The organism is Kribbella sp. NPDC043289, from assembly GCF_056436705.1.
Genome location: NZ_JBWKCB010000005.1, coordinates 453439 through 476485 on the forward strand (window position 1 = coordinate 453439; position 23047 = coordinate 476485).

The 23047-nt window shown below is 69.1% G+C and carries 22 protein-coding genes; 13 read left to right on the top strand and 9 right to left on the bottom strand.

Features of this window, described 5'->3' with window-relative positions; all coding sequences use genetic code 11:
- Position 1: 1 nt before the first annotated feature.
- Positions 2–1474, bottom strand: coding sequence for an NCS2 family permease (locus tag AC0662_RS29935; RefSeq protein WP_478304799.1), 1473 nt, complete (start codon positions 1472–1474; stop codon positions 2–4).
- An 80-nt stretch (positions 1475–1554) separates the two neighbouring features.
- Between AC0662_RS29935 and AC0662_RS29940 the strand changes: the two genes are divergently transcribed.
- Entirely contained in the window at positions 1555–1866 is a 312-nt protein-coding gene (locus AC0662_RS29940; protein WP_452196856.1) for a DUF2530 domain-containing protein, read from the top strand.
- 20 nt (positions 1867–1886) lie between these two features.
- Entirely contained in the window at positions 1887–2420 is a 534-nt protein-coding gene (locus tag AC0662_RS29945; protein WP_478304802.1) for a class IV adenylate cyclase, read from the top strand.
- On the opposite strand, the gene AC0662_RS29950 is transcribed toward AC0662_RS29945, so the two are convergent.
- Positions 2421–3203: a DUF3027 domain-containing protein gene (locus tag AC0662_RS29950; RefSeq protein WP_452196854.1), complete on the bottom strand. Its 783-nt coding sequence runs from the start codon at positions 3201–3203 to the stop codon at positions 2421–2423.
- Between the two features lie 564 nt (positions 3204–3767).
- Here AC0662_RS29950 and AC0662_RS29955 point away from each other — a divergent pair.
- Entirely contained in the window at positions 3768–5438 is a 1671-nt protein-coding gene (locus AC0662_RS29955) for an MFS transporter (RefSeq protein ID WP_478304804.1), read from the top strand.
- A 91-nt stretch (positions 5439–5529) separates the two neighbouring features.
- On the opposite strand, the gene AC0662_RS29960 is transcribed toward AC0662_RS29955, so the two are convergent.
- The gene (locus AC0662_RS29960; protein ID WP_478304806.1) at positions 5530–7071 is read right to left on the bottom strand and encodes an MFS transporter; all 1542 of its coding nucleotides are present in this window, start codon (positions 7069–7071) and stop codon (positions 5530–5532) included.
- Positions 7072–7255: 184 nt separating this feature from the next.
- Here AC0662_RS29960 and AC0662_RS29965 point away from each other — a divergent pair, with 184 nt between their 5' ends.
- The gene (locus AC0662_RS29965; protein ID WP_452196851.1) at positions 7256–7984 is read left to right on the top strand and encodes a TetR/AcrR family transcriptional regulator; all 729 of its coding nucleotides are present in this window, start codon (positions 7256–7258) and stop codon (positions 7982–7984) included.
- Here AC0662_RS29965 and AC0662_RS29970 read toward each other — a convergent pair whose 3' ends face one another.
- Together AC0662_RS29970 and larE are read right to left on the bottom strand one after the other, a co-directional pair.
- A complete protein-coding gene (locus tag AC0662_RS29970; protein WP_452196850.1) occupies positions 7985–8368 on the bottom strand; it encodes a cold-shock protein in 384 nt (127 codons plus the stop codon). It abuts the gene before it with no gap.
- Between the two features lie 131 nt (positions 8369–8499).
- Positions 8500–9975 carry an ATP-dependent sacrificial sulfur transferase LarE gene (larE, locus tag AC0662_RS29975; RefSeq protein WP_478304809.1) on the bottom strand — a complete coding sequence of 492 codons (1476 nt, stop codon included), beginning with the start codon at positions 9973–9975 and terminating at the stop codon, positions 8500–8502.
- Positions 9976–10086: 111 nt separating this feature from the next.
- On the opposite strand from larE, the gene AC0662_RS29980 reads away from it, so the two are divergent.
- From AC0662_RS29980 to AC0662_RS29990, 3 genes are all read left to right on the top strand, one after another.
- Positions 10087–11010 (top strand): TauD/TfdA dioxygenase family protein, encoded by a 924-nt coding sequence (locus AC0662_RS29980; protein ID WP_452196848.1) that lies wholly within the window; start codon positions 10087–10089, stop codon positions 11008–11010.
- 62 nt (positions 11011–11072) lie between these two features.
- Positions 11073–11666 (top strand): TetR/AcrR family transcriptional regulator, encoded by a 594-nt coding sequence (locus AC0662_RS29985; protein ID WP_478304811.1) that lies wholly within the window; start codon positions 11073–11075, stop codon positions 11664–11666.
- Positions 11663–12610 carry a R2-like ligand-binding oxidase gene (locus AC0662_RS29990; protein WP_478304813.1) on the top strand — a complete coding sequence of 316 codons (948 nt, stop codon included), beginning with the start codon at positions 11663–11665 and terminating at the stop codon, positions 12608–12610. Before AC0662_RS29985 ends, AC0662_RS29990 begins: the two co-directional genes overlap by 4 nt.
- On the opposite strand, the gene AC0662_RS29995 is transcribed toward AC0662_RS29990, so the two are convergent.
- Complete coding sequence (locus tag AC0662_RS29995; protein WP_478304815.1) at positions 12584–13747, bottom strand: MFS transporter; 1164 nt, start codon at positions 13745–13747, stop codon at positions 12584–12586. The two genes, AC0662_RS29990 and AC0662_RS29995, sit on opposite strands and share 27 nt — an antisense overlap.
- 88 nt (positions 13748–13835) lie before the next feature.
- Between AC0662_RS29995 and AC0662_RS30000 the strand changes: the two genes are divergently transcribed.
- Complete coding sequence (locus tag AC0662_RS30000) at positions 13836–14714, top strand: LysR family transcriptional regulator (RefSeq protein ID WP_452196844.1); 879 nt, start codon at positions 13836–13838, stop codon at positions 14712–14714.
- A 112-nt stretch (positions 14715–14826) separates the two neighbouring features.
- Here AC0662_RS30000 and AC0662_RS30005 read toward each other — a convergent pair whose 3' ends face one another.
- On the bottom strand, positions 14827–15249 hold the full coding sequence (locus AC0662_RS30005) for a winged helix-turn-helix transcriptional regulator (RefSeq protein WP_452196843.1): 423 nt from the start codon (positions 15247–15249) through the stop codon (positions 14827–14829).
- A gap of 50 nt (positions 15250–15299) precedes the next feature.
- Between AC0662_RS30005 and AC0662_RS30010 the strand changes: the two genes are divergently transcribed.
- Positions 15300–16451, top strand: a complete 1152-nt coding sequence (locus tag AC0662_RS30010) for an MFS transporter (RefSeq protein ID WP_478304818.1) — start codon at positions 15300–15302, stop codon at positions 16449–16451.
- Here AC0662_RS30010 and AC0662_RS30015 read toward each other — a convergent pair.
- On the bottom strand, positions 16387–18009 hold the full coding sequence (locus AC0662_RS30015; protein ID WP_478304820.1) for an AMP-binding protein: 1623 nt from the start codon (positions 18007–18009) through the stop codon (positions 16387–16389). The genes AC0662_RS30010 and AC0662_RS30015 overlap by 65 nt on opposite strands.
- 209 nt (positions 18010–18218) lie before the next feature.
- Here AC0662_RS30015 and AC0662_RS30020 point away from each other — a divergent pair, with 209 nt between their 5' ends.
- From AC0662_RS30020 to AC0662_RS30035, 4 genes are read left to right on the top strand one after another with little or no spacing between them, the layout of a single operon-like run.
- Positions 18219–19682, top strand: coding sequence for a restriction endonuclease (locus AC0662_RS30020; protein WP_478304822.1), 1464 nt, complete (start codon positions 18219–18221; stop codon positions 19680–19682).
- A 22-nt stretch (positions 19683–19704) separates the two neighbouring features.
- The gene (locus AC0662_RS30025; protein WP_452196839.1) at positions 19705–20325 is read left to right on the top strand and encodes an SIMPL domain-containing protein; all 621 of its coding nucleotides are present in this window, start codon (positions 19705–19707) and stop codon (positions 20323–20325) included.
- Positions 20326–20385: 60 nt separating this feature from the next.
- Positions 20386–21621: an Nramp family divalent metal transporter gene (locus AC0662_RS30030; protein WP_478304824.1), complete on the top strand. Its 1236-nt coding sequence runs from the start codon at positions 20386–20388 to the stop codon at positions 21619–21621.
- Between the two features lie 19 nt (positions 21622–21640).
- Complete coding sequence (locus AC0662_RS30035; RefSeq protein WP_478304826.1) at positions 21641–22417, top strand: metallophosphoesterase; 777 nt, start codon at positions 21641–21643, stop codon at positions 22415–22417.
- On the opposite strand, the gene AC0662_RS30040 is transcribed toward AC0662_RS30035, so the two are convergent.
- Complete coding sequence (locus AC0662_RS30040; RefSeq protein ID WP_478304828.1) at positions 22382–22954, bottom strand: TetR/AcrR family transcriptional regulator; 573 nt, start codon at positions 22952–22954, stop codon at positions 22382–22384. The two genes, AC0662_RS30035 and AC0662_RS30040, sit on opposite strands and share 36 nt — an antisense overlap.
- Positions 22955–23047: the final 93 nt, after the last annotated feature.

Below are 23047 nucleotides of genomic sequence, written 5' to 3' on the forward strand. Positions count from 1 at the left end.
GTCAGGTCAGCCAGTCGGTCAGCGGGCCGATCGCAAAGTAGATCACGAACAGGCCGGCCACCACCCACATCAGCGGGTGCACCTGGCGGGCCTTGCCGCGGACCACCTTGAGGATCACGTACGCGACGAACCCGGCACCGATCCCCGCCGAGATCGAGTACGTGAACGGCATCAGCACGATCGTCAGGAACGCCGGGAACGCGACCTCGAGGTCGTCGAAGTCGATCCCCTTCACCTGCGTCATCATCAGGAACCCGACCAGGATCAGCGCCGGCGTCGCCGCCTCGTACGGGACCAGCGTGACCAGCGGCGCGACCACCATCGAGATCAGGAAGCAGATCCCGGTCACCACACTCGCCAGACCGGTCCGGGCCCCTTCACCGACCCCGGAGGCCGATTCGATGTACGACGTGTTGCTCGACACCGACGCGGCGCCACCGGCGGCCGCCGCGACGCTGTCCACGATCAGGATGCGCTGCGAGTTCGGCGGGATGCCGTCCTTGTCGTTCAGCCCCGCCTCGGCGCCGATCGCGGTCATCGTGCCCATCGTGTCGAAGAAGTCGGCGAGCATCAGCGAGAAGATCAGCAGCAGCGCCGAGACCATGCCGATCTTGTCGAACGAGCCGAACAGGTTGAACTCGCCGATCGTGTCCAGGTTCGGTTTCGTGAACCAGGAGTCCGGCAGCTTCGGCACACTCAGGCCCCAGCCGCCCGGGTTGTCCTGCGTCCGGGCGCCGATCTTCGCGACCGACTCGAGCACGATCGCCAGCACCGTCGAGGCCAGGATGCCGATCAGGATCGCGCCCTTCACCTTCCGGGCGTACAGCGTGACGATCAACAGCAGGCCGAACACGAACACCAGCACCGGCCAGCCGCGCAGGTTGCCGCCGACCCCCAGTTCGACCGGCGGACCGGTCGGCGCCGCGGGACGCCGTACGAAGCCGGAGTCGATGACGCCGATGAACGTGATGAACAGGCCGATACCGACGCTGATCGCCACCTTCAGCTGCAGCGGAACCGCCTCGAAGACCGCCTTGCGGAAGCCGGTGAGCACCAGGATCAGGATGATCAGGCCCTCCAGCACCACCAGGCCCATCGCGTCCGCCCAGGTCATCTTGGTGGCGACCGTGAACGCGATGAACGCGTTCAGGCCGAGCCCGGTGGCCAGGGCGAGCGGGAAGTTCGCGACCACGCCCATCAGGATCGTCACCACGCCCGCGACCAGCGCGGTCGCGACCGCGATCTTCGCGATCGCCGCCGCCGGGTCGGTGCCGCCGCCGACGAACTGACCGGTGCCGTCCTTGACGGTGCCGATGATCAGCGGGTTCAGCACGACGATGTAGGCCATCGTGAAGAACGTCACCAGCCCGCCACGGACCTCCCGGCCGAGCGTCGATCCGCGTTCACTGATCTTGAAGAAGGAGTCCAGAGGACCGGAACCGGAGCGGGCCGTCGCGGCCTGGGGCGAACTCATAAGCGCATCGTGCCAGGTCGGCCAGGGCAGTTGCGAGCACTTACCGCAAACCGTTGCGCGGCGGAAGCTAAGGTAGGCACGTGACGGAGGATCAGGGGGCATCCAAGAAGCGCACGGACCCGACCAGCCAGCTGGCCCGTGGCGAGCTGGTGCACGCCGAGGTCAAGCCGCTGGACCTGTCCGGCATCCCCAGCGTGATCACCGGTATCGCGCTCTGGGTGGTCGCTTTCGTCGTCCTGCTGATCTTCCGCGACGAGCTCAAGGCCGACGGCCTCGACTGGTGGCTCTGGGTTCCCGTCGCCGGCTTCGGCCTCGGCCTGATCGGCCTCTGGTACTGCAAGCGCCGCTGGGCCGCGATCCAGGCCGGCCACCGCCCGGAGACCGAGGACTGATCCCGCACTCCCCCGGCTCGATGATCGAGTACGAGGCGAAGGTCCTGGACATCGATCCGGATGCTGTCGCCGCAACGATCCTGGCACTGGGCGGCCGCCAGATCGCCGACCGCTTGCTGCGGCGCTACGTCTACGACATCACCGCCGGCGACGACTCCCGCTGGATCCGCCTGCGCGACACCGGCTCCGAGGTCACCCTCACGGTCAAGCAGATCGCCCACGACGGCATCGACGGTACGACGGAAACCGAGGTGACCGTCAGCGATTTCGCCACCACGAACGAACTGCTCCGCCTGATCGGCTACACACCGAAGTCGTACCAGGAGAACCGCCGTACCAGCTTCGCACTGCGCGGCGCTGCGCTCGAGATCGACCGCTGGCCGCGCATCCCGCCGTACCTGGAGATCGAAGGGCGATCCCGCGCGCACGTCGTCGAGGTCGCGAACCTGCTGGGCGTCGCCGAGACCGAGCTCACCGGGGAGAACACCACCAAGGTGTACGCCCGCTACGGGATCGACCTGACGACGATCCCCGACCTGCGGTTGGCCGAGTAGTCAGTCCTCGGGCTGGGCCAGCTCGAGGTTGTCGTAGCCGGTGGTGTCGAAGGCGTGCTCGGGGGTCGGCTGCTCGGCGATCTCGATGGTGGCGTCGGAGTGGGCACCGCAGCCGTAGTCGTAGGCGACGACGCGAGCCTCCCCCGGGGCCATCTCGTTGGCGCAGACCCCGAACGCCTGACCGAGGCTGTCGGCGAGGCGGATCCAGTAGCCGCAGGAGAAGCACTTGTACGGGACGGCCTGCGCGATCGCGGACGACGGCCCGAACTCCCCGGCGTACCAACGCTCGGCGGCGTCCTCCCGCCCGACCGGCGAGAGCACCCGCTCGCGACCGAGACCGAGCTCCTCGACCACCGTCAGGACCTCTTCGGGAGCGTCCGCGGTGTCGGTGAACCCCGGCTCGAGGCGCGGGTCGTCGGCGTGCGTCGGGAACAGGTCGCCGGGGCGCAGGTCGCCGGGCTGGACGCGCTCCGACCACGGGACCCACACCGGCGCGACGATCGCGTCCTCGCCGGGCAGCATCACGACCTCGTTGACCGTGACGGTCTTGGCGCGGGACGCGCGGGACAGCGTGACCGCCCAACGCCACCCGAGATACCCGGGGTGCGTCGAGGCGAAATAGTGGGTGACGAGGCGCTCGCCCTCGACCGACTGACCGAGGTGCTCCCCGACCTGCGCGGCGCCGGCCTCGGCGATCGCGGCCTCGCGAGCCGGTTCGACCGCCGCGACGCAGACGGCGTCAGGCTTCGCACGTACCTGGTCCGGGATTCTGACGGGAGTCACAATCGCCCATTCTCGCACGCCGTTCCAGCGACGCCGAACCGCCGTCGCGGAACCGCCAACTACCGGACGCACGCGCGGTGCCTGCGCGCTGTCCCCGGCAGGAGGCAGGATGGTTGCATGCACTCCCCCGACCCTGGCGACCCGAAGGCCACTCCCGGCGGCAAGCCCGCCGACGGCCCGGCGCGGAGCGACACCGGCCGAGCCGCCGGAGCAGGTGACGCAGGTGGCGCAGGTACGACGGGGCGGGCCGGGGCGGGAGGCGCCGAGCCGTCAGCCGGGAAGTCTGGGCAGTCGGCTGGGACGTCTGGACAGTCGGCTGGGACGTCTGCTGGGAAGTCGGCCGGTGAGCGGTTCGGGGACGCGCGCGGGCGGGTCGGCGGCGCCGGTAAAAAGGTCGGGAGCGCCGGTAAGAAGGTCGGGCACGCGTCGAAGGTCGGGGCCGAGGGCGTCGCGTCGGCGTCCAAGAAGGCGGCCGAAGTCAGTGGCAAGGTCGGCCGTGCCACCGGACGGCGGATCCGCGGACTGACCGGTGCGCAAGGGGCCGGTGAGTCCGGGCTGTCCCGGATGATCGAGCTCGGCGCCGTGAACGCGGCCGGTGACACGGCGTTCGCGGTGTCACTCGCCGGGACGGTGTTCTTCACCGTGCCGAGCGACCAGGCCCGCGACCGCGTCGCGCTCTTCCTGGTGCTGACGATGGCGCCGTTCGCGTTGATGGCGCCGCTGGTCGGCCCGATCCTGGATCGGTTCCGCCACGGCCGCCGTTGGGCGATCGGCGCGACGCTCGGCGTCCGCGCGTTCCTGGTCTGGAGCCTCGCGTCCTCGATCGCCGGCCAAGGCTCCGCCTGGCTGTATCCGGCCGCCCTCGGCTGCCTGGTCGCGTCCAAGGCGTACGGCGTCACGCGCGCCACCGCCGTACCGCGGCTGCTGCCCAAGCAGATCACGCTCGTCACGGCGAACTCGCGCATCTCACTCGCCGGTGTCGCCGGCGCGACCATCGGCGCCGGGATTGCCGCCGCCTTCGCCGCGATCGGTCCGCAGTGGTCGCTGCGCTGGGCGGCGCTGGTCTACATCGTCGGCCTCGTCCTCGCGATCCGGCTGCCGAGTGCGGTCGACTCCCCGGCCGACGAGGAAGTCACCGGTACGGCGGGCCGCGAAGCCCGTCGGCGCGCGATCACCGCCGCGGTGTCGCGCGGGATCCGGTGCAACCTCGGGCTCCGGTTCGTGTCCGGGTTCCTCACGATGTACCTCGCGTTCCTGCTGCGGGACCAGCCGATCAGCGGCGTAAAGGGTGCCGTCGCGGCCGGCGCGGTGATCGCCGCGGCCGGGATCGGGAACAGCCTCGGCACCATCCTCGGATCGTTGCTCAAGGCCCGTAAACCGGAAGCGATGGTGCTCGTCGTACTGCTGGCAGACGCGGTCGTGGCGATCGCGGTCGCGGTGCTCTACGGGTTGCCGATCCTCATCGCGCTCGGCCTGGTCGCCGGTTTGTGCAGCTCGCTCGGGAAGCTGTCGCTGGACGCGATGATCCAGCGCGACGTGCCCGAAACCGTGCGGACGTCGGTGTTCGCGCGCTCCGAGACCGTGCTGCAGCTCGCCTGGGTGATCGGCGGCGGTTGCGGGATCCTGATGCCGCTGATCCCGCGGCTCGGGTTCGGCTTCCTGGCCGCCGTACTGCTGATCGTGGTCTTCCTGGTACTGCGGATGCGCCCGACAACCCGCCCCACCGAAGGGCCGCTGCGCCCGGGCGGTCTCGGCGGTCCTCGCACCGACGCCCACCCGCAGCACGATCACACGGACGACCACGCGGACGAGCACGCGGACGAGCACGCGGACGAGCACGCGGATGAACACGCAGGCGAGCACGCGGACAGCACCACGCGGACGATCCTGACCACGAGCGTCGCCGAGCAGCGCGCCAACCGCGCCCAACGCTCGAGCTCCCACGACGAGCCGACGATCGAGTGGCGGGCCCCCGGCCGGCAATCATCCGGCCAGCAGCCGCCCAGCCCGCCCCAACACGACCATCCCCGTGAGGACCAGCGTCGTCAGGAACGGCCGTCGGGTTCGGGTCCGGAGCAGCAGTCCGCCGGCCGTTGGTGGAGCGGTCAGCCCGACGAGGACGAGGACACCACGCAGAACCAGGCCCCGTGGGCCGAGGAACCAACGGTCGAACGCAACAAGGGCGGCCTGTTCAAACGCCGCGGCGGCCACGACCCGCGTCGCCCACCCCGCTGACACCACGAAGCTGGCAGCACGAAGCTGGTAGCACGAAATTGACAGCACGAAGCGGCGGCCGGGTGGCCGCCGCTTCGGGTTCAGATCGGTTTCAGGATGCGCTGACTAGTTCAGTCTCCTCGGCGGCCGGCTCCTCGGCGGGGGCAGTCCCGCGGAGGGTGAGGGTGGCGGTGACCGCGGTGACCAGCAGGAGCACGGTCCCGACGAGCGCGACCACGTTCATGCTGTGGGTGAAGGCGTGCTGCGCGGTGGTCAGGACGGTGCCGGCCAGTTCCGCCGGCAGGTGGGACGCCGCCGCGGTCGCGGCCGGCAGGCCCTCGCGAACCGGTGCGGCGACGCCCGCTGGCAGGTTCGACGGGAGGTCGGCGCGGTAAGCCGCCGTACCGATCGAGCCGAGGACCGCGATCCCGAGCGCGCCACCGAACTCCGAGCAGGTCTCCATCACCGCGGACGCGGACCCGGCCCGCTCCGGAGCGACCGAACCGACGACGGCCTCGGTGACCAAGGTCATCACCATCACCAGGCCGGCGGCCAGCAGACCGGCTCCGGTCAGCGGCACGGCCAGCGACGAGTCGGGGTGCACCTGGGTCAGGACGCCGTACCCCGAAGCCGCGAGGACGAAGGCACCGCCGATCACGTACGCCCGGTCCATCTTGTTGGCCAGCGCGGTGGCCAGCGGCGCCGCGCCACCGACCAGCACCGACGGCGCCAGCGACCACAGTGCGGCCTTCAGCGGGCTCAGGCCGTGCACCAGCTGCAGGTACTGGGTGAGGAACACCGCGTTGCCGACCAGCGCCAGGGTGCCGACAGTGTTCGCGGCCAGCGACCCGTTGAACGCCCGGTTCCGGAACATCGCCAGCTCGACCATCGGGTGCGCCGCGGTCCGCTGCCGCTGCACGAACAGCGCTCCGAAGATCAGCCCGGCCACGATCGCCACCACCGGCAGCGTGGAAACACCGTTCGCAGCGATTTCTTTAATCCCCCAGATGACCGGAAGCACGGCGGCCAGCGACAGCACCGAACCCAGCAGATCGAAGCGTCCACGGGCCGCGGTCTTGAACTCGGGCAGCAGAATCGGCGCGAGAATCAGCAGCAGAACCATCGCCGGGGTGTTGATCAGGAACACCGAACCCCACCAGAAGTGCTCCAGCAGGAACCCACCGAGCACCGGGCCGAGGGTGATCCCGCCCATCATCACCGCGCTCCAGAACGCGATCGCCTTCGACCGCTGCTTGGCGTCGTGGAACATGTTCCGGATCAGGGCCAAGGTCGAGGGCATCAGCGTCGCACCGCCGATCCCGAGCAGCGCTCGAGCCGCGATCAACTGTTCCGGGCTCTGCGCGTACGCCGCGGCGAGCGAGGCGACGCCGAACCCGATCGCGCCGAGGATCAGCAGCCGGCGGCGGCCGATCCGGTCACCGAGCGAGCCCATGGTGATCAGCAGACCGGCGAGGACGAACCCGTAGATGTCGAAGATCCACAGCTGCTCGGTCGCGTTCACCCCGAGGTCCGCGCTGATGAACGGAACCGCGAAGTACAGGACCGAGACGTCCATCGAGACCAGCAGCAGCGGCAGTGCGAGCACGCCGAGCGCGATCCATTCCTTGCGGCCCGCCCGTTCGGTGGTCCCCATGATGCCCCTCCGGTTTATCTGTCTACGCCGCACACTGTGTGCGCCATACACAGACCATAGGACATGACTGTCTATGTTGTAAACAGATAGGATCCAAGGGAAGACGGCCTCGCTCCGCTCGGCGGTGGGGAGGGAGAAAAGACGGCCTCGCTCCGCTCGGCGGTGGGAGGGAAGGGTGGAGACCATGGACGAGAGCGAACTGCCGCGGGTGCTTCAGCAGCTCTGGGGGATCGAGGGGCGGTCGCGGCCGGGGCCGAAGCCGGCGTTCCAGGTGAGCGACATCGGGCGCGCGGCGATCAAGCTCGCGGACGCGGGCGGGCTGGGCGCGCTGTCGATGAGCAAGGTCGCCGCCGAGCTCGGCGTCACCACGATGGCGCTCTACCGGTACGTCGAGGCCAAGGACGACCTGTACGTCGTGATGCTCGACCAGGCGTTCGGACTGCCACCCGAGGCGAGCGACGGGCAAGACTGGCGGGACCGCATCACCGCCTGGGCGACCGCGTTCCAGGCCGCGTTGCTGGCGCATCCGTGGATCCTGCAGGTGCCGGTGGTCGAGCCGCCGCTGTCACCCAACCAGCTGGTCTGGATGGAGGAGGGCCTGCGCGCGTTCGCGAATACACCACTGACGCCGGGTGACCGGATGTCGGCGATGCTGCTGGTGAACATCTACGTCCGCGGCACCACCGGACTGAGCGCGAGCATGCTGAGCATGCCGCCGGACGAGGCCGCGGCGGCCGGCGAGCGGTACGTCCGCCGGCTGCGGGGCCTGGCCACGCCGGACCGGTTCCCGACCATCGCGGCCGGGCTCGACGAGCCGATGGATTACGTCGACAACGACCCGTCGGAGTTCTACTTCGGCCTCACTACAGTGCTCGACGGCATCGAATCCTTGATCAACCGCCGCAGCAGTTGATCAGACGTCGAGTTTGTCCGCGACGCCGCGCAGGACCGTCGCGACCTGGCGGGCGGACTTGTTGTCGGGCTGGCGGCCGCGGCGGTAGCCCTCGCCGAGGCGGTCGAGGAGCTTGATCAGGTCCTCGATGACGACCTGCATGTCCTCCGGCTTCGGCCGCATCGCCTTCGCCACCGACGGCGGCGGGTCGATCAGCCGGACCTGCAGGGCCTGCTCGCCCTTGCGGCCCTCGACGACGCCGAACTCGACCTTCTGGCCCGGCTTCAGGTTGGTCACACCGGACGGCAAGGCCTCGGCGCGGACGTAGACGTCCCCGCCCTCCTCCTTGCTGAGGAATCCGAACCCCTTGTCGGAGTCATACCACTTCACCTTGCCAACGGGCACGGGAAACCTCTTCAGTCGTCAATCGTTCGGAAGCCCATCGGACCGTGAAGTCCGATCGGAAACCCAGCGTACGTGAACCTGCGCGACGGCGCCTCCGGGAAACTACCTGATCGAGCAGCCTCCCCGCATCCCTACAAATTCCGGTACTTGTCGGGCTCCGAAAGCCGCTCGTTCATCGACCCGGACCGGAACCCGCGCGGGTCGACCTGCGCGGCCGCGAACCCTTCCGCCACCACGGCAGCCACCAACGTCTGCTGGTCGATCCGGTCGAGCAACGCGGCGTCGATCTCGATCGACGCGCTCTCCCCCAGGTCCCGCACGCGCACATTCTGGACGTCGTACGCCGTCAGCTGCGCACGCACCGCCTGCTCGGCGCGATCGACGCGGACGAGCAGGTTCGGGGTGATCCGGATGCCGTACGCGATCCGGCTGGACAGGCAGGCGGCAGCCGGCTTGTCCGAGGTCTCGAGACCCCAGCTGCGCGACGCCGTCCGGATCTGGGCCTTGGTCAGCCGCGCGTCCTTCAGCGGGGTCAGCGCACCGCGCTCGTGGGCCGCGCGGATGCCGGGCCGGAAACCGGCGATCGCGTCGTCGGCGTTCGTCCCGGTCGCGATCGCGGTGATACCGAACTCATCGGCGATCGGTTGCAGCGTCTCGATCAGCTCCGCCTTGCAAAAGTAGCAGCGGGCCCCCGAGTTCGCCTGATAGCCCTCGCGTTCCATCTCGTGTGTGTGCGGGGTGACATGGCGCACGCCGAGACCGTCCGCGAACCGTGCCGCGGGCTCGAGCTCGGACACCGGCAGACTCGGCGAAACAGCCGTCGCCGCGACCACGTTCGCCGCACCGATCGCCCGCGCCGCGGCCGCCAGCAGGAACGCCGAGTCGGCGCCACCGCTGAACGCGACGACCATCCTGTCGTACGTCGACAGCCGCCGCATCAACGCTTCCAGCCGCTGCTCGAGCACATACGCGTCAAGCCACGCCGGGAACTCGGTCAGATCGTTCAGTACGACGTCGGCGCCGTACGCCCGCAGCTCGTCGGCCGTGAACGGACCGGTCGCCACCGACACCGCGACCGCACCGGCGGCGTGTGCACCGTCGATGTCGGCGGTGTGATCACCGACGTAGATCGTGGCCCGGTGCTCGCGGAGCGCCGTACCCTTCTCGGCTCCGTGCAGGTCACCGACGGGCTCGTCGACGTCCAGGCCGAGGTGCTCGAGGTGCAGCCGGACCGACGGCGTGTACTTCGCGGACACCACCATCGTCCGCCCGCGCAGCGCCCGGATCGCGGCCAGCGACTCGGCCACGCCGGGCAGCGGCAGGCTGCCCGTGATCGCGTGCGACGGGTAGTGCTCGCGGTACCGCGACACCATCGCGTCGACCTGCTCCGGCGGGAACCAGTTCGCCATCTCCCAGGTCAGCGGCGGGCCGAGCCGGCTCACCACCAGGTCGGTGTCGATGGCGACGCCGGTCTCCGCGGCCAGCAGGTCCCAGACGGCCTGGATCCCTGGCCGAGAGTCGATCAGCGTCATGTCGAGGTCGAAGCCGACCACCAACTCCGGGACGTCGGCGGTGTCGGGGGCGGGTTCAAGAGCGGCGGCTGACACGTCCCCCACACTACGTGACCCGTCACCGACACGGTCTCGCATCCCGAAACAGACCCTATGTCTACTAAATCGGTCGGATTATGGGAGATCACCGACCGTGAGGGAGCAGTCATGACAGCGCAACTGGAAGCACCGGAGATCACCGTCGACAAGGCCGGCGGCGCGCTCGGCGCCGTGATCGGGAACGTCCGGCTCGGGGGCGACCTCGCGCCGCCGACCGTCGCCGCGATCCGGCAGGCGTTGCTCGACCACAAGGTGATCTTCTTCCGCGAGCAGCACCACCTCGACGACGCCGGCCAGCTGGCGTTCGCGCGCCTGCTCGGCACGCCGACCCTCGCGCACCCGACCTCGAAGAGCCTCGACGGCGCGGCCGAGGTACTGCCGATCGACTCCGACTACAGCAAGGCGAACAGCTGGCACACCGACGTCACGTTCGTCGACCGTGTGCCCGCGATCAGCCTGCTCCGCGCGGTCACGCTGCCGGCGTACGGCGGTGGGACGACGTGGGCCAACACCGTCCGCGCGTACGCCCAACTGCCCGAGTCGCTCAAGGCCCTGGTCGACCGACTGTGGGCCGTGCACAGCAATGTCTACGACTACGCCGGCCATGCGGACGAGGGCCGGATCGGCGGGGTCGACGTGAAATTCGAGGAGCACCACAAACAGTTCGAGTCGAAACTGTTCGAGACCGAGCATCCGGTGGTCCGCGTGCATCCCGAGACCGGTGAGCGGGCGTTCGTCCTCGGGCACTTCGTCCGCCGTTTCGTGGGCCTCAGCAGCACCGAGACGAGCGCGCTGTTCCAGCTCCTGCAGAACCGGATCACCAACCTCGACAACACCGTCCGCTGGCAGTGGCAGCCGGGCGACCTGGCGATCTGGGACAACCGCGCCACCCAGCACTTCGGCGTCGCCGACTATGACGACCTGCCGCGCCGCCTGCACCGGATCACGCTCGCCGGCGACGTCCCGGTGAGCGTCGACGGCGTCCGCAGTACGCCGCGATCGGGTGACGCCTCGCACTACTCCAGCATTTGACAAACGAAGACACGATGTCCGAACACTTGACACCGGAGACGATTTTGTAAACCCTCGTCCCCATGGACTCGTTTGCCGATCGGACCAAACGCCGGCTCCACGACGAGCTGCTCGACGCCGCACAGGACGCCATCGAAACAGGTGGGTACGACGGACTTCGGATGGCCGAGGTAGCCCGTCGTACCGGGGTGTCCCGCCAGACCGTGTACAACGAGTTCGGCGACAAGTGGGGCGTACTGGAAGCCGTCGCGGCGCGCGAGACCGAACGGTTCCTGCTGGATGTGAACGCGGCGCTCGCCGAGGAGTCCGACCCGATCGACGGCCTGCGGGCCGCGGTCGAGCGGGCCCTCACGCTGGCCGGGGCGAACCCGCTGGTGAAGGCGGCGCTGAGCCAGCCGGGATCGGACCAGGCCAGTCAGCTGCTGACCACACGGGGGCAGCAGGTGCTGGAACTGGCACACCTCCGGCTGGATGCCCATGTCAGGGAGCACTGGCCGGAGGTCCCAGCCGAGGACGCGACCAGTTGCGTCGACGTCGCGTTACGCGTCGTCCTGAGCCACATCGTCACGCCGGGCCCTCCCCCGGCGGTGGTGGCCGCGCAACTGGCTCGCGTCCTCTCTCCGTTCCTGTCCGAGACGAGGAGGCAGCACGTATGAACGAACTGCACCGTAAGGGTTTCAGCTCGCTGCGGTCCGGTGGCCTGAACTGGGACGCGCTGCCCCTGCGTCTGTTCGACAAGGGCAACCGCAAGTTCTGGAACCCGCGCGACATCGACTTCAGCCAGGACGCCAAGGACTGGCAGGAGCTGGGCGACAACGACAAGGACAACGCGTTGATGCTCTGCTCGCAGTTCATCGCGGGCGAGGAGGCGGTGACCGAGGATCTACAGCCGTTCCTGCAGGCGATGGCCGCCGAGGGCCGGTTCGGCGACGAGATGTACCTGACCCAGTTCTGCTTCGAGGAGGCCAAGCACACCGCGGTTTTCCGGCTCTGGCTGGACGCGGTCGGCGTCACCGAGGACCTGCACCGGTACGTCGAGAACAACCCGGGGTACCGCGCGATCTTCTACGAGGCGCTGCCGGTCGCGCTGAAGTCGCTCGCCGACGACCCGTCGCCGGCCAACCAGGTCCGGGCGTCGGTGACCTACAACCACGTGGTGGAAGGGACTCTGGCCCTCACCGGGTACCACGCGTGGAACCTGCTCTGCACGTCGCGCGGCGTCCTGCCCGGCATGCAGGAACTGATCCGCCGGATCGGCGACGACGAGCGCCGGCACATGGCGTGGGGCACGTTCACCTGCCGCCGGCACGTGGCGGGTGACGCGTCGAACTGGAAGGTCGTCACGGACACGATGGAGGAGCTCCTCCCGCACGCGTTGACGCAGATCCAGTGGGCTCTCGACAACTCGCCGGAACTCCCGCCGGAGATCAGCCCGGCGGCGTTGATGACGTACGCCGGTGATCGCGCGACCCGCCGCCTCGGCGCGATCGAGTCGGCGGTCGGCGCGGACGTGGCCGGGATCGATCTCGACTACTCGCCGGAGAAGCTCGAGGACACCTTCGGCGACGAGGACTCAGCCGCGCTGGCGGCGGTTCGCTAACAGGACCAGCAGGGCGGCGGTTGCCAGCGTTGCGGGCAGCCAGGTGACGGTCGTCGTACCAAGGTGATCGGCGACCTGGCCGCCGGCGAAGGCACCCAGGGCGATGGATCCGTTGTAGGTCCCGACGAGGACGGCGGAGGATGCTTCGGGCGCGGTGGGTGCCGCGGCATGTCCCCACGCTTGCGTGCTGACCGTCGTCCCGCCGTACGCGAGGCCCCAGATCACCAGCAGGACAAGGGATCCGGCGAGGGTGGTGCCGACGACGGGCAGGGCGAAGGCGGTCAACGCGATGCCGGCTGCGATGAGGGTCAGGGCGCGGGCCGGGCGGAGAGCGCCGGTGAGGAAGTTGCCGATGACACCGGCCACGCCGTACGCGAGCAGCAGGGTGCCGATCAGTGCAGGGCCCGTGTGCGGTTCGAGGAGCGGACGGACATAGGTGTACGCCGCGAAGTGGCCGGTCACGATGAGCCCGACGAGCACCAGACCGACGCGCACCTGCTTGACCTGCAGCACCTTCGCCACGTCGTTGAAGCGCACTGCTTTCTCGGCGGCCAGTGGCGGTAGGTAGATGGTCAGCGCGGCAGCCAGTGCGATGGACAGCAGCCCGACACCCGCGAAGGCCCAGCGCCAGCCGACAAGCTCGCCGACGTACGCGCCGGCCGGAATCCCCAGTACAGAAGCGATTCCGATCCCGCTGAAGATGAGCGACGTCGCGGGACCGGACGCATGCGCAGGTACGACGCGACGCGCGAGGCCGACCGTGAACAGCCAGACGCCGCCGATCGAGATCCCCATCAACACCCGGGCGCTGACGAAGACGGAGTACGCCGGGGCGATCGCAGCGAGGAAGCCGGCCGCGGCGAGCAGGAGCATCAGGCCGATCAGCACCGTGCGGCGGTCGAGTTTGCCGAGCAGCAGCGGGAGGACGGGCGCGGCGATCGCGGAGACGACGCCGGTGACGGTGAGGCTCAGGCCGGCGGTTCCTTCGGTGACATGCAGGGCGTCGCTCATCGGGGTCAGCAGGCCGACCGGCAGCATCTCGGCGGTCACCACGGTGAACACGGTCGCGGCCATCGTCACGGACGCGGCCCAGGCCCGCGCGCCGGAGACCGGCTGGTCGACGCAGATCGTTGTCATGTCACCAGTGAGCGGCTCAGCGGTGGTCCCGAACAACGGCGATCTGGTCATCCTTGTATTAGCTGAGCTAATCGATGACCCTGGACCCATGGCCGTCGAGATCCGCGAACTCGAGTGTTTCCTCGTCCTCGCCGACGAACTCCACTTCGGCCGCACGGCGGAACGCCTCTACCTCTCGCAAAGCCGAGTCAGCCAACTACTCCAGGCACTCGAACGCCGAATCGGCGGCCCGCTGTTCGAGCGAACCAGCCGGCGAGTGGCGCTGACCCCGCTGGGCAAGGAGCTGGTGACGTCCCTGCGCCCGGCGTACGCGGCACTGGAGCGGGTCGTCGAGAACGCCCGCGAGTACGCCGCGTGCGTCCAGGGGAAGCTGAAGATCGGGTTCCAGGGTGCGGCGAGCGACGAGATCCTCGCCGCGGTTTCGGCCTTCCAGGCGCGCAATCCGAACTGCCTGATCGATGTCTGCGAGCTGCCGCTGAACGATCCGTTCGGCGCTCTTCGCCGCGGCACGATCGACGCTGCCGTCGTACTGCTGCCGGTCGCCGAGGATGACCTGGTCGTCGGTCCGGTCTTCTCGCGCCACCCGCAAACCCTCGCGGTCTGCGAGCGGCATCGGCTCGCCGGGCGGGACTCGGTCGACGCGGAGGACCTGGCCGGCGAAACCCTGATCGCGTTCGCCGGGCCTGCGCCCGACTACTGGCGGCAGGCCCAGGCTCCGACGCAGACACCCGGCGGCGCACTCATCCACCGCGGGCCCGACGTCAACACCCTTCAGGAAGGCATCTCGCTGATCGCCGCCAACCGCGGCGCGATGATCATCTGCCGCCCCACCGCCGACCTCAACGGCCGCGCCGGCATCGTCACCGTCCCCCTCACCGGCCTCCCCGACTCCGCCCTCACCCTGATCTGGCGCCGCGGCGAACAAACCCCGTCAGTCAAAGCCTTCGCCGAACACCTGCGGGACTAGACGCGCGATCGGCAGCTCGACAGGAGGTGTCGGTCGGCCAGGTAGTGCACCTGAGCGTGATTGGTGTTCCGTGTACAGCGTCTCGCCTGTGCTCTACCTGTCGAGCTGCCGGTCAGACCTTGTGGACCTCGGTGTCTGACGGGGTGATTGGGCGGCCGTCGGCGGCGTGTACTTCGAGGGGGCGTAGCCGTAGGTGGTCGCGGCGGTCCAGGAGGACTGAGTGGTCCTCGCCCGGCTCGAAGGCGAAAGCCTCGCCCCATTGGCGGAGGGCGACGATCACGGGGAAGAGCGCCTCACCCTTGGCGGTCAGGACGTAGTCGGGGCCGGTGTGGTCGAGGATGCCGTTGTCGACCAGTGCGCGGAGCCGCGAGCTGAGGATGTTCTTCGCGACGCCGAGGCTGCGCTGGAAGTCGCCGAACCGGCGGCTGCCGTCGAAGGCGTCGCGGACGATCAGCAGCGACCACCAGTCGCCGACCGCGTCCACCGACCGCGCGACCGGGCAGCTCTCACCGTCGAATCTCGTGCGTTTGACCACTCCACACCTCCTGGTTGCAATATGCTACCAACTCCTCCTACGGTAGCAAGATGCAACCAAACAGGCTGTTCCTCGCGCTGACGGCCGGGGTCGCGGTCGCCACGGTGTACTTTGCCCAGCCGCTGCTCGTGACGATCGGCGGCGACCTCGGGATCGCCCCCGGAACGGTCGGAGTGTTCGTGACGGTCACCCAGGCCGGGTACGGGCTCGGCCTGTTCTTCCTGGTACCGCTGGGCGATCTGCTCGATCGGCGGCGCCTGATCGGGGTCCAGTTCGCCCTGCTGGCCGCGGCGCTGCTAGCGACCGGGTTGGCGAGGAACTCCGCGATGCTGCTCCTCGGCCTCGCCGCGGTCGGCGCCCTCGCCGTCGTCACCCAGTCCCTCGTCGCCTTCGGCGCGTCGATGAGCGACCCCGCCGAACGCGGCCGCACCGTCGGAACCATCACCAGCGGCATCGTGATCGGCATCCTGCTGGCCCGCACGACGTCGGGAATCCTCACCGACCTCCTCGGTTGGCGATCCGTCTACCTGATCGCCTGCGCCGTCTGCCTCGCCATCGCCGCCGCTTTCGCTCCCGCCAGACCGCGTCCCGCGAGCAACCTCACCTACCGCGCGGTGCTGCGATCCACCGCCGGGCTATGGCGGGAGCCGTTGTTCCGTGAGAGCGCGGTCCGCGCGTTCTTCGTCTTCGCGTCGTTCAGCACCCTGTGGACCTCGATCGCGCTGCCGCTCACCGAACGCGGCCTGTCGCACACCGAGATCGGTGCGTTCGGCCTGATCGGCGCGGCCGGCGCGCTCGCCGCCGGACCGGCCGGGCGGCTGGCCGATCGTGGCCACGGCCGGGCCGTCAGGATCGCCGCTTCGGTGCTCTTGGCAACGAGTTGGCTGGCGACGTCGCAGTCCCTGGTGGGGCTCGCGATCGGAGCGGTGCTGCTCGATCTCGCCGTACAGGCTGTGCACGTCACCAACCAGAGCCTGATCTACCGGCCGGACGCCGGCAGCCGGCTGATCGGTGGCTACATGGTGTTCTACTCGCTGGGCAGCGGCGTCGGCGCGATCGCCTCGACCGCGTTGTACGAGCGGGCCGGGTGGTCCGCGGTGTGCGGACTCGGCGCCGTGTTCGGGATCGGCAGCCTGATCAGTTCAGTCCGAGGAGCTCGACGGACTTCTCACGCATCTCGACCTTGCGAATCTTGCCCGTGACGGTCATCGGGAAGTCGTCCACCAGCAGCACGTACTTCGGGATCTTGAAGTGCGCGAGCCGGCCGTTCGCGAAGGCCCGGACGGCGTCCGCGTCCAGCGGGTCCGCGCCGGGCTTGAGCTTGATCCAGGCGCAAAGTTCCTCGCCGTACTTCTCGTCGGGGACACCAATGACCTGGACGTCGGCGATCGACGGGTGGGTGTAGAGGAACTCCTCGATCTCCCGCGGGTACACGTTCTCGCCACCGCGGATCACCATGTCCTTGATCCGGCCGACGATGTTCACGTACCCGTCCTCGCGCATCGTCGCGAGATCGCCGGTGTGCATCCAGCGGGCCCGGTCGATCGCCTCCGCGGTCTTCTCCGGCTCGTCCCAGTACCCGAGCATCACGGAGTACCCGCGGGTGCACAGCTCGCCGGTCCCGCCGCGCGGGACGACCAGGCCGGTGGCCGGGTCGACGAGCTTCACCTCGACGTGCGGCAGCACCCGCCCGACAGTCGACGTACGGCGGTCCAGGTCGTCGTCGCGGCGGGTCTGAGTGGACACCGGCGACGTCTCGGTCATGCCGTAGCAGATCGCGACCTCGGCCATGTGCATGTCGGCGACGCAGCGCTTCATCACCTCGATCGGGCACGGCGATCCGGCCATCACCCCGGTTCGCAACGAGCTCAGGTCGTACCCCGAGAAGTCCGGCAGCCCGAGCTCGGCGATGAACATCGTTGGTACGCCGTACAACCCGGTGCACCGCTCGTCCTGGACGGCCTGCAACGTGGCGGCCGGGTCGAACGCCGGCCCCGGGATCACCATGCAGGCACCGTGGGTGGTGCAGCCGAGGTTGCCCATCACCATGCCGAAGCAGTGGTAGAAGGGCACCGGGATGCAGAGCCGGTCCTCGGGAGTGAACGCGATCGTCTCGGTGACGAAGAAGCCGTTGTTCAGGATGTTGTGGTGGCTGAGTGTCGCGCCCTTCGGGAACCCCGTCGTACCGCTGGTGTACTGGATGTTGATCGGGTCGTCGAAGGACAGCTCGGACTCGCGGGCGTTCAGGGCCTCGACGGTGATCCGGCTCGCGTCGTCGCGGAGCGCGTCCCAGTCGCCGGTGCCGAGGTAGACGGTCTCCTCGAGCGCGGCGCAGTCCGGGCGCACCTCGTCGATCATCGCGCGGTAGTCGCTGGCCTTGAAGGCGGTCGCGGACACCAGCAGCCGGACGCCTGACTGGTTCAGCGCGTACGCCAGTTCGTGGGTGCGGTACGCCGGGTTGATGTTCACCAGGATCGCGCCCATCAAGGCGGTCGCGTACTGCGTGATCGTCCACTCGGCCTGGTTCGGGGCCCAGATGCCGACCCGGTCACCTTGCGCGATCCCCCGCGCCATCAGGCCGCGCGCCACCAGCTCCACCTCGGCGCCGAACTCGTCGTACGTCCAGCGCCTTCCGGTCTGGACCTCCACCAGCGCCTCGCGATCGCCGTACGCCGCGATCGCCCGTCTGAGGTTCTGGCCGATCGTCTCGCCCAGCAACGGAACCTCGGACACCCCGGACGCGTACGACGGCTGGCTCATGCCTGTCATCGTCACCTGCGCCGGATGCGCCTGCAAGTGCACGTGCGGCAGGAAACAGGGGCCCTCTTTCTTCGTTCCCCTGAACCGAGCACCTGCACGTGCAGCAGGAAACAGGGGGTGGACGGCAAGCAATGTCCTCTCCAACTCTCCGTCATCACGGTCGCGGAGCGTGGTTGGACCGTTACATTGGAGGTGAGAGGTGTGAGGCGATGGGCCGATCCATGGAAGGTCACGCCCGCAGCGAGCGTCCGCCGCGTCGATCCGCCGAAGCGGCGCAACGTACCGCTGCGGTACAGGAGCGCGTCGGAACCCTGGGCACCGTCCTGGCCGACGCGCTCGCCATCGACATACACGGTGCCGATCTACAGACCCTGAAGCGGGCTCCGCGCCGGGCTCCGCCGACCGTGTCACCGGCCGATCTCGAGGCGCATCCCGGACCTGTCTGGGATGCGTTCGTACCTCACCCGCCGGGCAGGTTCCGCTGGTGGGGCGCCGAGCGCCGGTTCGCGCGTCGACTCGCCGACGCGGAGGACCGGTTCGCAGAGGCGATCGAGCGGCACCGGGCCGCCGAGGAGACCCGCCGTACGCGGGTGGCCAAGGCGCTGCGGGAGCAGGTCGAGCACCAGCGCCGGCTCGACGAGGCGACCGCGGAGCAGCATGCGCGGGTCGACGCGTACCAGCGCGCGGTGGAGAACCACGACCGGGCCGCCGTGACCCGCTACTTCACCAAGGCGCTGGACCGCCTACCCGAGCCGTTGGACTTCCCACGCCGGCGCAAGGTCGGGTACGTGCCCGAGTCGACGTTGTTGGCGCTCGAGTGGGACCTCCCGGATGTCACTGCGGTCCCTGCCGAGGCGTCGTACCGCTATGACCGTGACGTCGACGCAGTGCTCGCCGTACTGCGGGATCCGCAGGAACTGCGGCGGCTCTACCAACAGCTGGTCGCCCAGCTCGCGCTGCGGGCGCTGCACCTGGTCTTCGGCAGTGACAGGTACGGCGTGGTCGACACGGTCGTGTTCAACGGGATGGTCGAGTCCGTGGATCTCACCACCGGTCAGACCGTGCGGCCGTGCCTCATCACCTTGCGGGCAACGCGGGAGCAGTACCAGGCGCTGGTGATGGATCAGCTCGACCCGGTGGCCTGTGTCCGGCACTTCTTCGCCGCAGAGGTGTCACGGCACCCGGAGGAGCTGCAGCCGGTCGAACCAGTGCTGGAGTTCGACCTGACCGATCCACGGGCTGTCGAAGCGGTCGACGTGATCAGTGAGATCGACGCCCGGCCCAATCTGCTGGAGCTGAGTGCGGAGTCCTTCGAACACCTCGTACACAACCTGCTGACCCGGATGGGCCTGGAGGCGCAGCTGTTCCGGCGCGGGACGGACGGTGGGATCGACTGCGTGGCTTACGATCCCCGGCCGATCACCGGTGGGAAGTTCGTCGTCCAGGCCAAGCTCTGGACCCGCACCGTGCCGCCGTCCGCCGTACGCGACCTGTTCGGCACTGTGGTGGACGCCGGCGCCACCAAGGGCATCCTGATCACCACCTCCGGTTTCGGACCGACCAGCTACCAGTTCGCCAACGGCAAACCCATCCAGCTCATCGACGGCACAGCACTGCTGTCGCTCTGCCACCTCCACGACATCCCCGCTCGCATCATCCGCCGCGCCAGTTGAGCGGGATGCCAGACTGGCCGCCATGGATACTGGGGTGACTGTTGTCGGGTCAGGACAGGTCAGTGGGGCGCCGGATGTGCTGCGGGCGACATTCGGGGTCGAGTCGTTCGCACCGGACGTGGCGAGTGCGGTGGCGCGGGTCGGTGAGCTCACGGAGGCGGTGACCGCAGCTCTGCGTGGACGCGGCGTCGTGGAGTCGCAGCTCGGCACCAGCGCCGTCAACGTGTTCCAGCACTTCCGTGAGCCCGGGGTTGACGTGGGGTTCCAGGCGTCACACATGATCCAGGTCGAGACGAAGGACCTCACCGGGTTCGGAGCGCTGCTGAACGCGGCGGTCGATGCTGCGGGCAACAGTCTGACCCTGAACGGGCTGCAGTTCGACATCGAGGACAAGTCCGGCCTGCTGACCCAGGCACGGGAACTCGCTTTCCAGCAGGCGCGGACGAAGGCCGAGCACCTGGCCACGCTGGCCGGCTTCGCACTGGGCTCGGTCACCGCGATCGCAGAGACCCAGAACGCGTTTCCGATCCGGTACGCCGCGTCCGCCGCGGGCCGGAAGGCGAACCTCGACGCCTCGATCAACGTCACCCCGGGCGACAGCAGCGTCGAGGTCACCCTGGAAGTGCACTTCAGCTGGGCGTAAGGCCCGTCTCAAAAGCGGAACAAGGGTTGCGTTGTCGGTGCCTTCGTAGAGACTTCTCTCATGTATGCACCGGCGCCGCTGCGGCGGCAACTGAGCCGGTCCGGGCTGTTACTGCTCGGACCGGCGTTCGTTGCTGCAGTTGCGTACGTCGACCCGGGCAACTTCGCGACCAACATCGCCGCGGGGGCGACGTACGGCTACTTGCTGTGCTGGGTCGTCGTCGGCGCGAACCTGATGGCCGTCCTGGTGCAGTACCTCGCGGCCAAGGCGAGTATCGCCACCGGGCGGACCCTGCCGCAGCTCTGCCGTGACCATTTCAAACGCTCGACGTCAACCGGACTGTGGGCGCAGGCCGAGATCGTCGCGGTCGCGACCGACCTGGCCGAGGTCGTCGGCGGTGCGATCGCGCTGAACCTGCTGTTCCACGTCCCACTGCTGCTCGGCGGAGCGATCACCGGCGTCGTCTCGTTCGCCTTGCTGATCTACCAGTCGAAGCGCGGGCAACGGCCGTTCGAGGCCGCGATCATCGGACTGCTGGCCGTCGTACTGATCGGCTTCGTGGTGTCGACGGCTAAGGCTGACCCGTCGGCGAGTGGCGTGGTCAGCGGTCTGGTGCCCCGCCTGGACGGGACCGAGTCCCTGGTGCTGGCGGCCGGCATGCTCGGCGCGACCGTGATGCCGCACGCCATCTGGCTGCACGGCGCCCTGGTCACCGACCGGCACTGGAAGAGCATCCGGTCCGACGAAGGCAAGTCCCGGGTACTACGGGCCACCCGCCTGGACGTAGCCGTCGCGATGGCGCTGGCCGGCGCGGTCAACCTGGCGATGGTCGTCCTCGCCGCCGCCTCCCTCAAGGGCACCGGCGCCGACTCGCTCGACGCCGCCCACTCCGCGATCGGTGTCCGGCTCGGAGAGTTCCCGGCCCTGCTGTTCGCGCTCGCCCTGCTGGCCAGCGGATTCGCCTCCTCCTCGGTCGGGACGTACGCCGGGTCGGTGATCCTGGACGGGTTCTGGCAGCGCCGCGTCCCGCTGGCAGCCCGACGGCTGATCACGCTGGTGCCCGCCCTGCTGGTGCTCGCGATCGGCATCGACCCGAGCCGGGCGCTGGTGGTTTCCCAGGTGGTGCTGAGCTTCGGCATCCCGTGCGCGTTGTGGCCGTTGGTGAGATTGACCGCTTCCCGGCGCGTCATGGGTGACCTCGTCAACCGCAAGGCGACTACTCTCGCGGCATGCCTGGTAGCCACCGCCGTCACGGCCCTGAACATCGTACTGATCGTGCTGACCATTCGGGGATGACGTGACGCGGGTGTTCGCCGTGAGCGACGTCCACGGCCACCTGGAGAAACTGACCGCCGCCCTGCACGCCGCCGGCCTCACCGATGCCGACGGCAACTGGGCCGCCGCGGACGCCCGACTGTGGTTCCTCGGCGACTTCTTCGACCGCGGCCCGGACGGCATCGGCGTCCTCCGCTACGTGCGCGGCCTGATCGACCAGGCACCGGACGACGCGGTCCGGATGCTGCTCGGCAACCACGAGATCCTCGCGCTCGGGATGCACAAGTTCGGCGACACCTTCGTCCCGCACGACGGCATCACCATGCGCAGCTTCGAGCGGTCCTGGGCTCTGAACGGCGGCCAGGACCGCGACCAGGAGCTGCTCACCGCCGAGGAAGTGGCCTGGCTGCTCGACCGGCCGATGCTCGCGTTGGACGCCGGCCATCTGCTGATGCACTCCGACACCGCCGAGTACGTCGAGTGGGGCGACACGATCGACCAGATCAACACTGCCGCCCGCGCCGAGCTGCACTCCGACGACATCGAGGTCTGGTGGGAGATCTGGCGCCGCACAACCTCCCGGTACGCGTTCCGCGGCGCGAGCGGTCCGGATGTGGCCCGGATCATGCTGCAGCACCTCGGCGGCCACCGGATCGTGCACGGGCACAGCATCGTCGCCGACCAGCTCGGGATCGACCCACAGTTCCTGACCGGCCCGCACCTGTACGCCGATGGGCTCGCGCTGGGGATCGACGGTGGCGCCTTCGACGGCGGACCGTGCCTAGTCGTCGAGCTGGAAGAGTTCACCACCGAGTGACCCGCTGACGGCATCGAGGCAGGACCGGAAGGTCCGCTGCCCGCCACCGTCGATCCACCGGCTGAACGCGTTCTGGAACACGACCGACCCCACCTGCGCCACCAGCGCGGCGTCGTCGGGCGACAACCCCCGCTCCTCGAGCCCGTCGCGCAGAGCGGCGGTCACCGAGGCCATCTTGGTCCGCTCGCGCTCCTGCAGTTCCGGGCTGGCCGCGATCACTTCCCGCCGTACGTCGGTGTCCTCGGCCAGGTCGGCCAGGAGCTCGCCGACGGCCGCGGCGGCCTGCAGTACGGCGGGCCACGGCGCGACCGTGGGGTCGACGGCGCGGATCGCGTCGGTCACCGCGGCGGGCAGGCGCTCGGAGCCGGCGAACAGGACCTCGCGCTTGTCCGGGAAGTAGCGGAAGTACGAGCGCCGGGTCAGGCCGGCGTGCTCGGCGATCTGGTTGACCGTCACCGCGTCGTACCCGTGTGCGGCGTACAGCTCGAGCGCGGCCTTCCGCAGCCGCTGCTCCGCACCGGGGTCCCATCGCGCCATGCCCGGAGTCTAGCAATCGCGATGTCTCAGAGTGTCATCGACGTGCTATCGTCGCAGTGATGACACCCTGAGACATCAGACCGAGGAGCACGC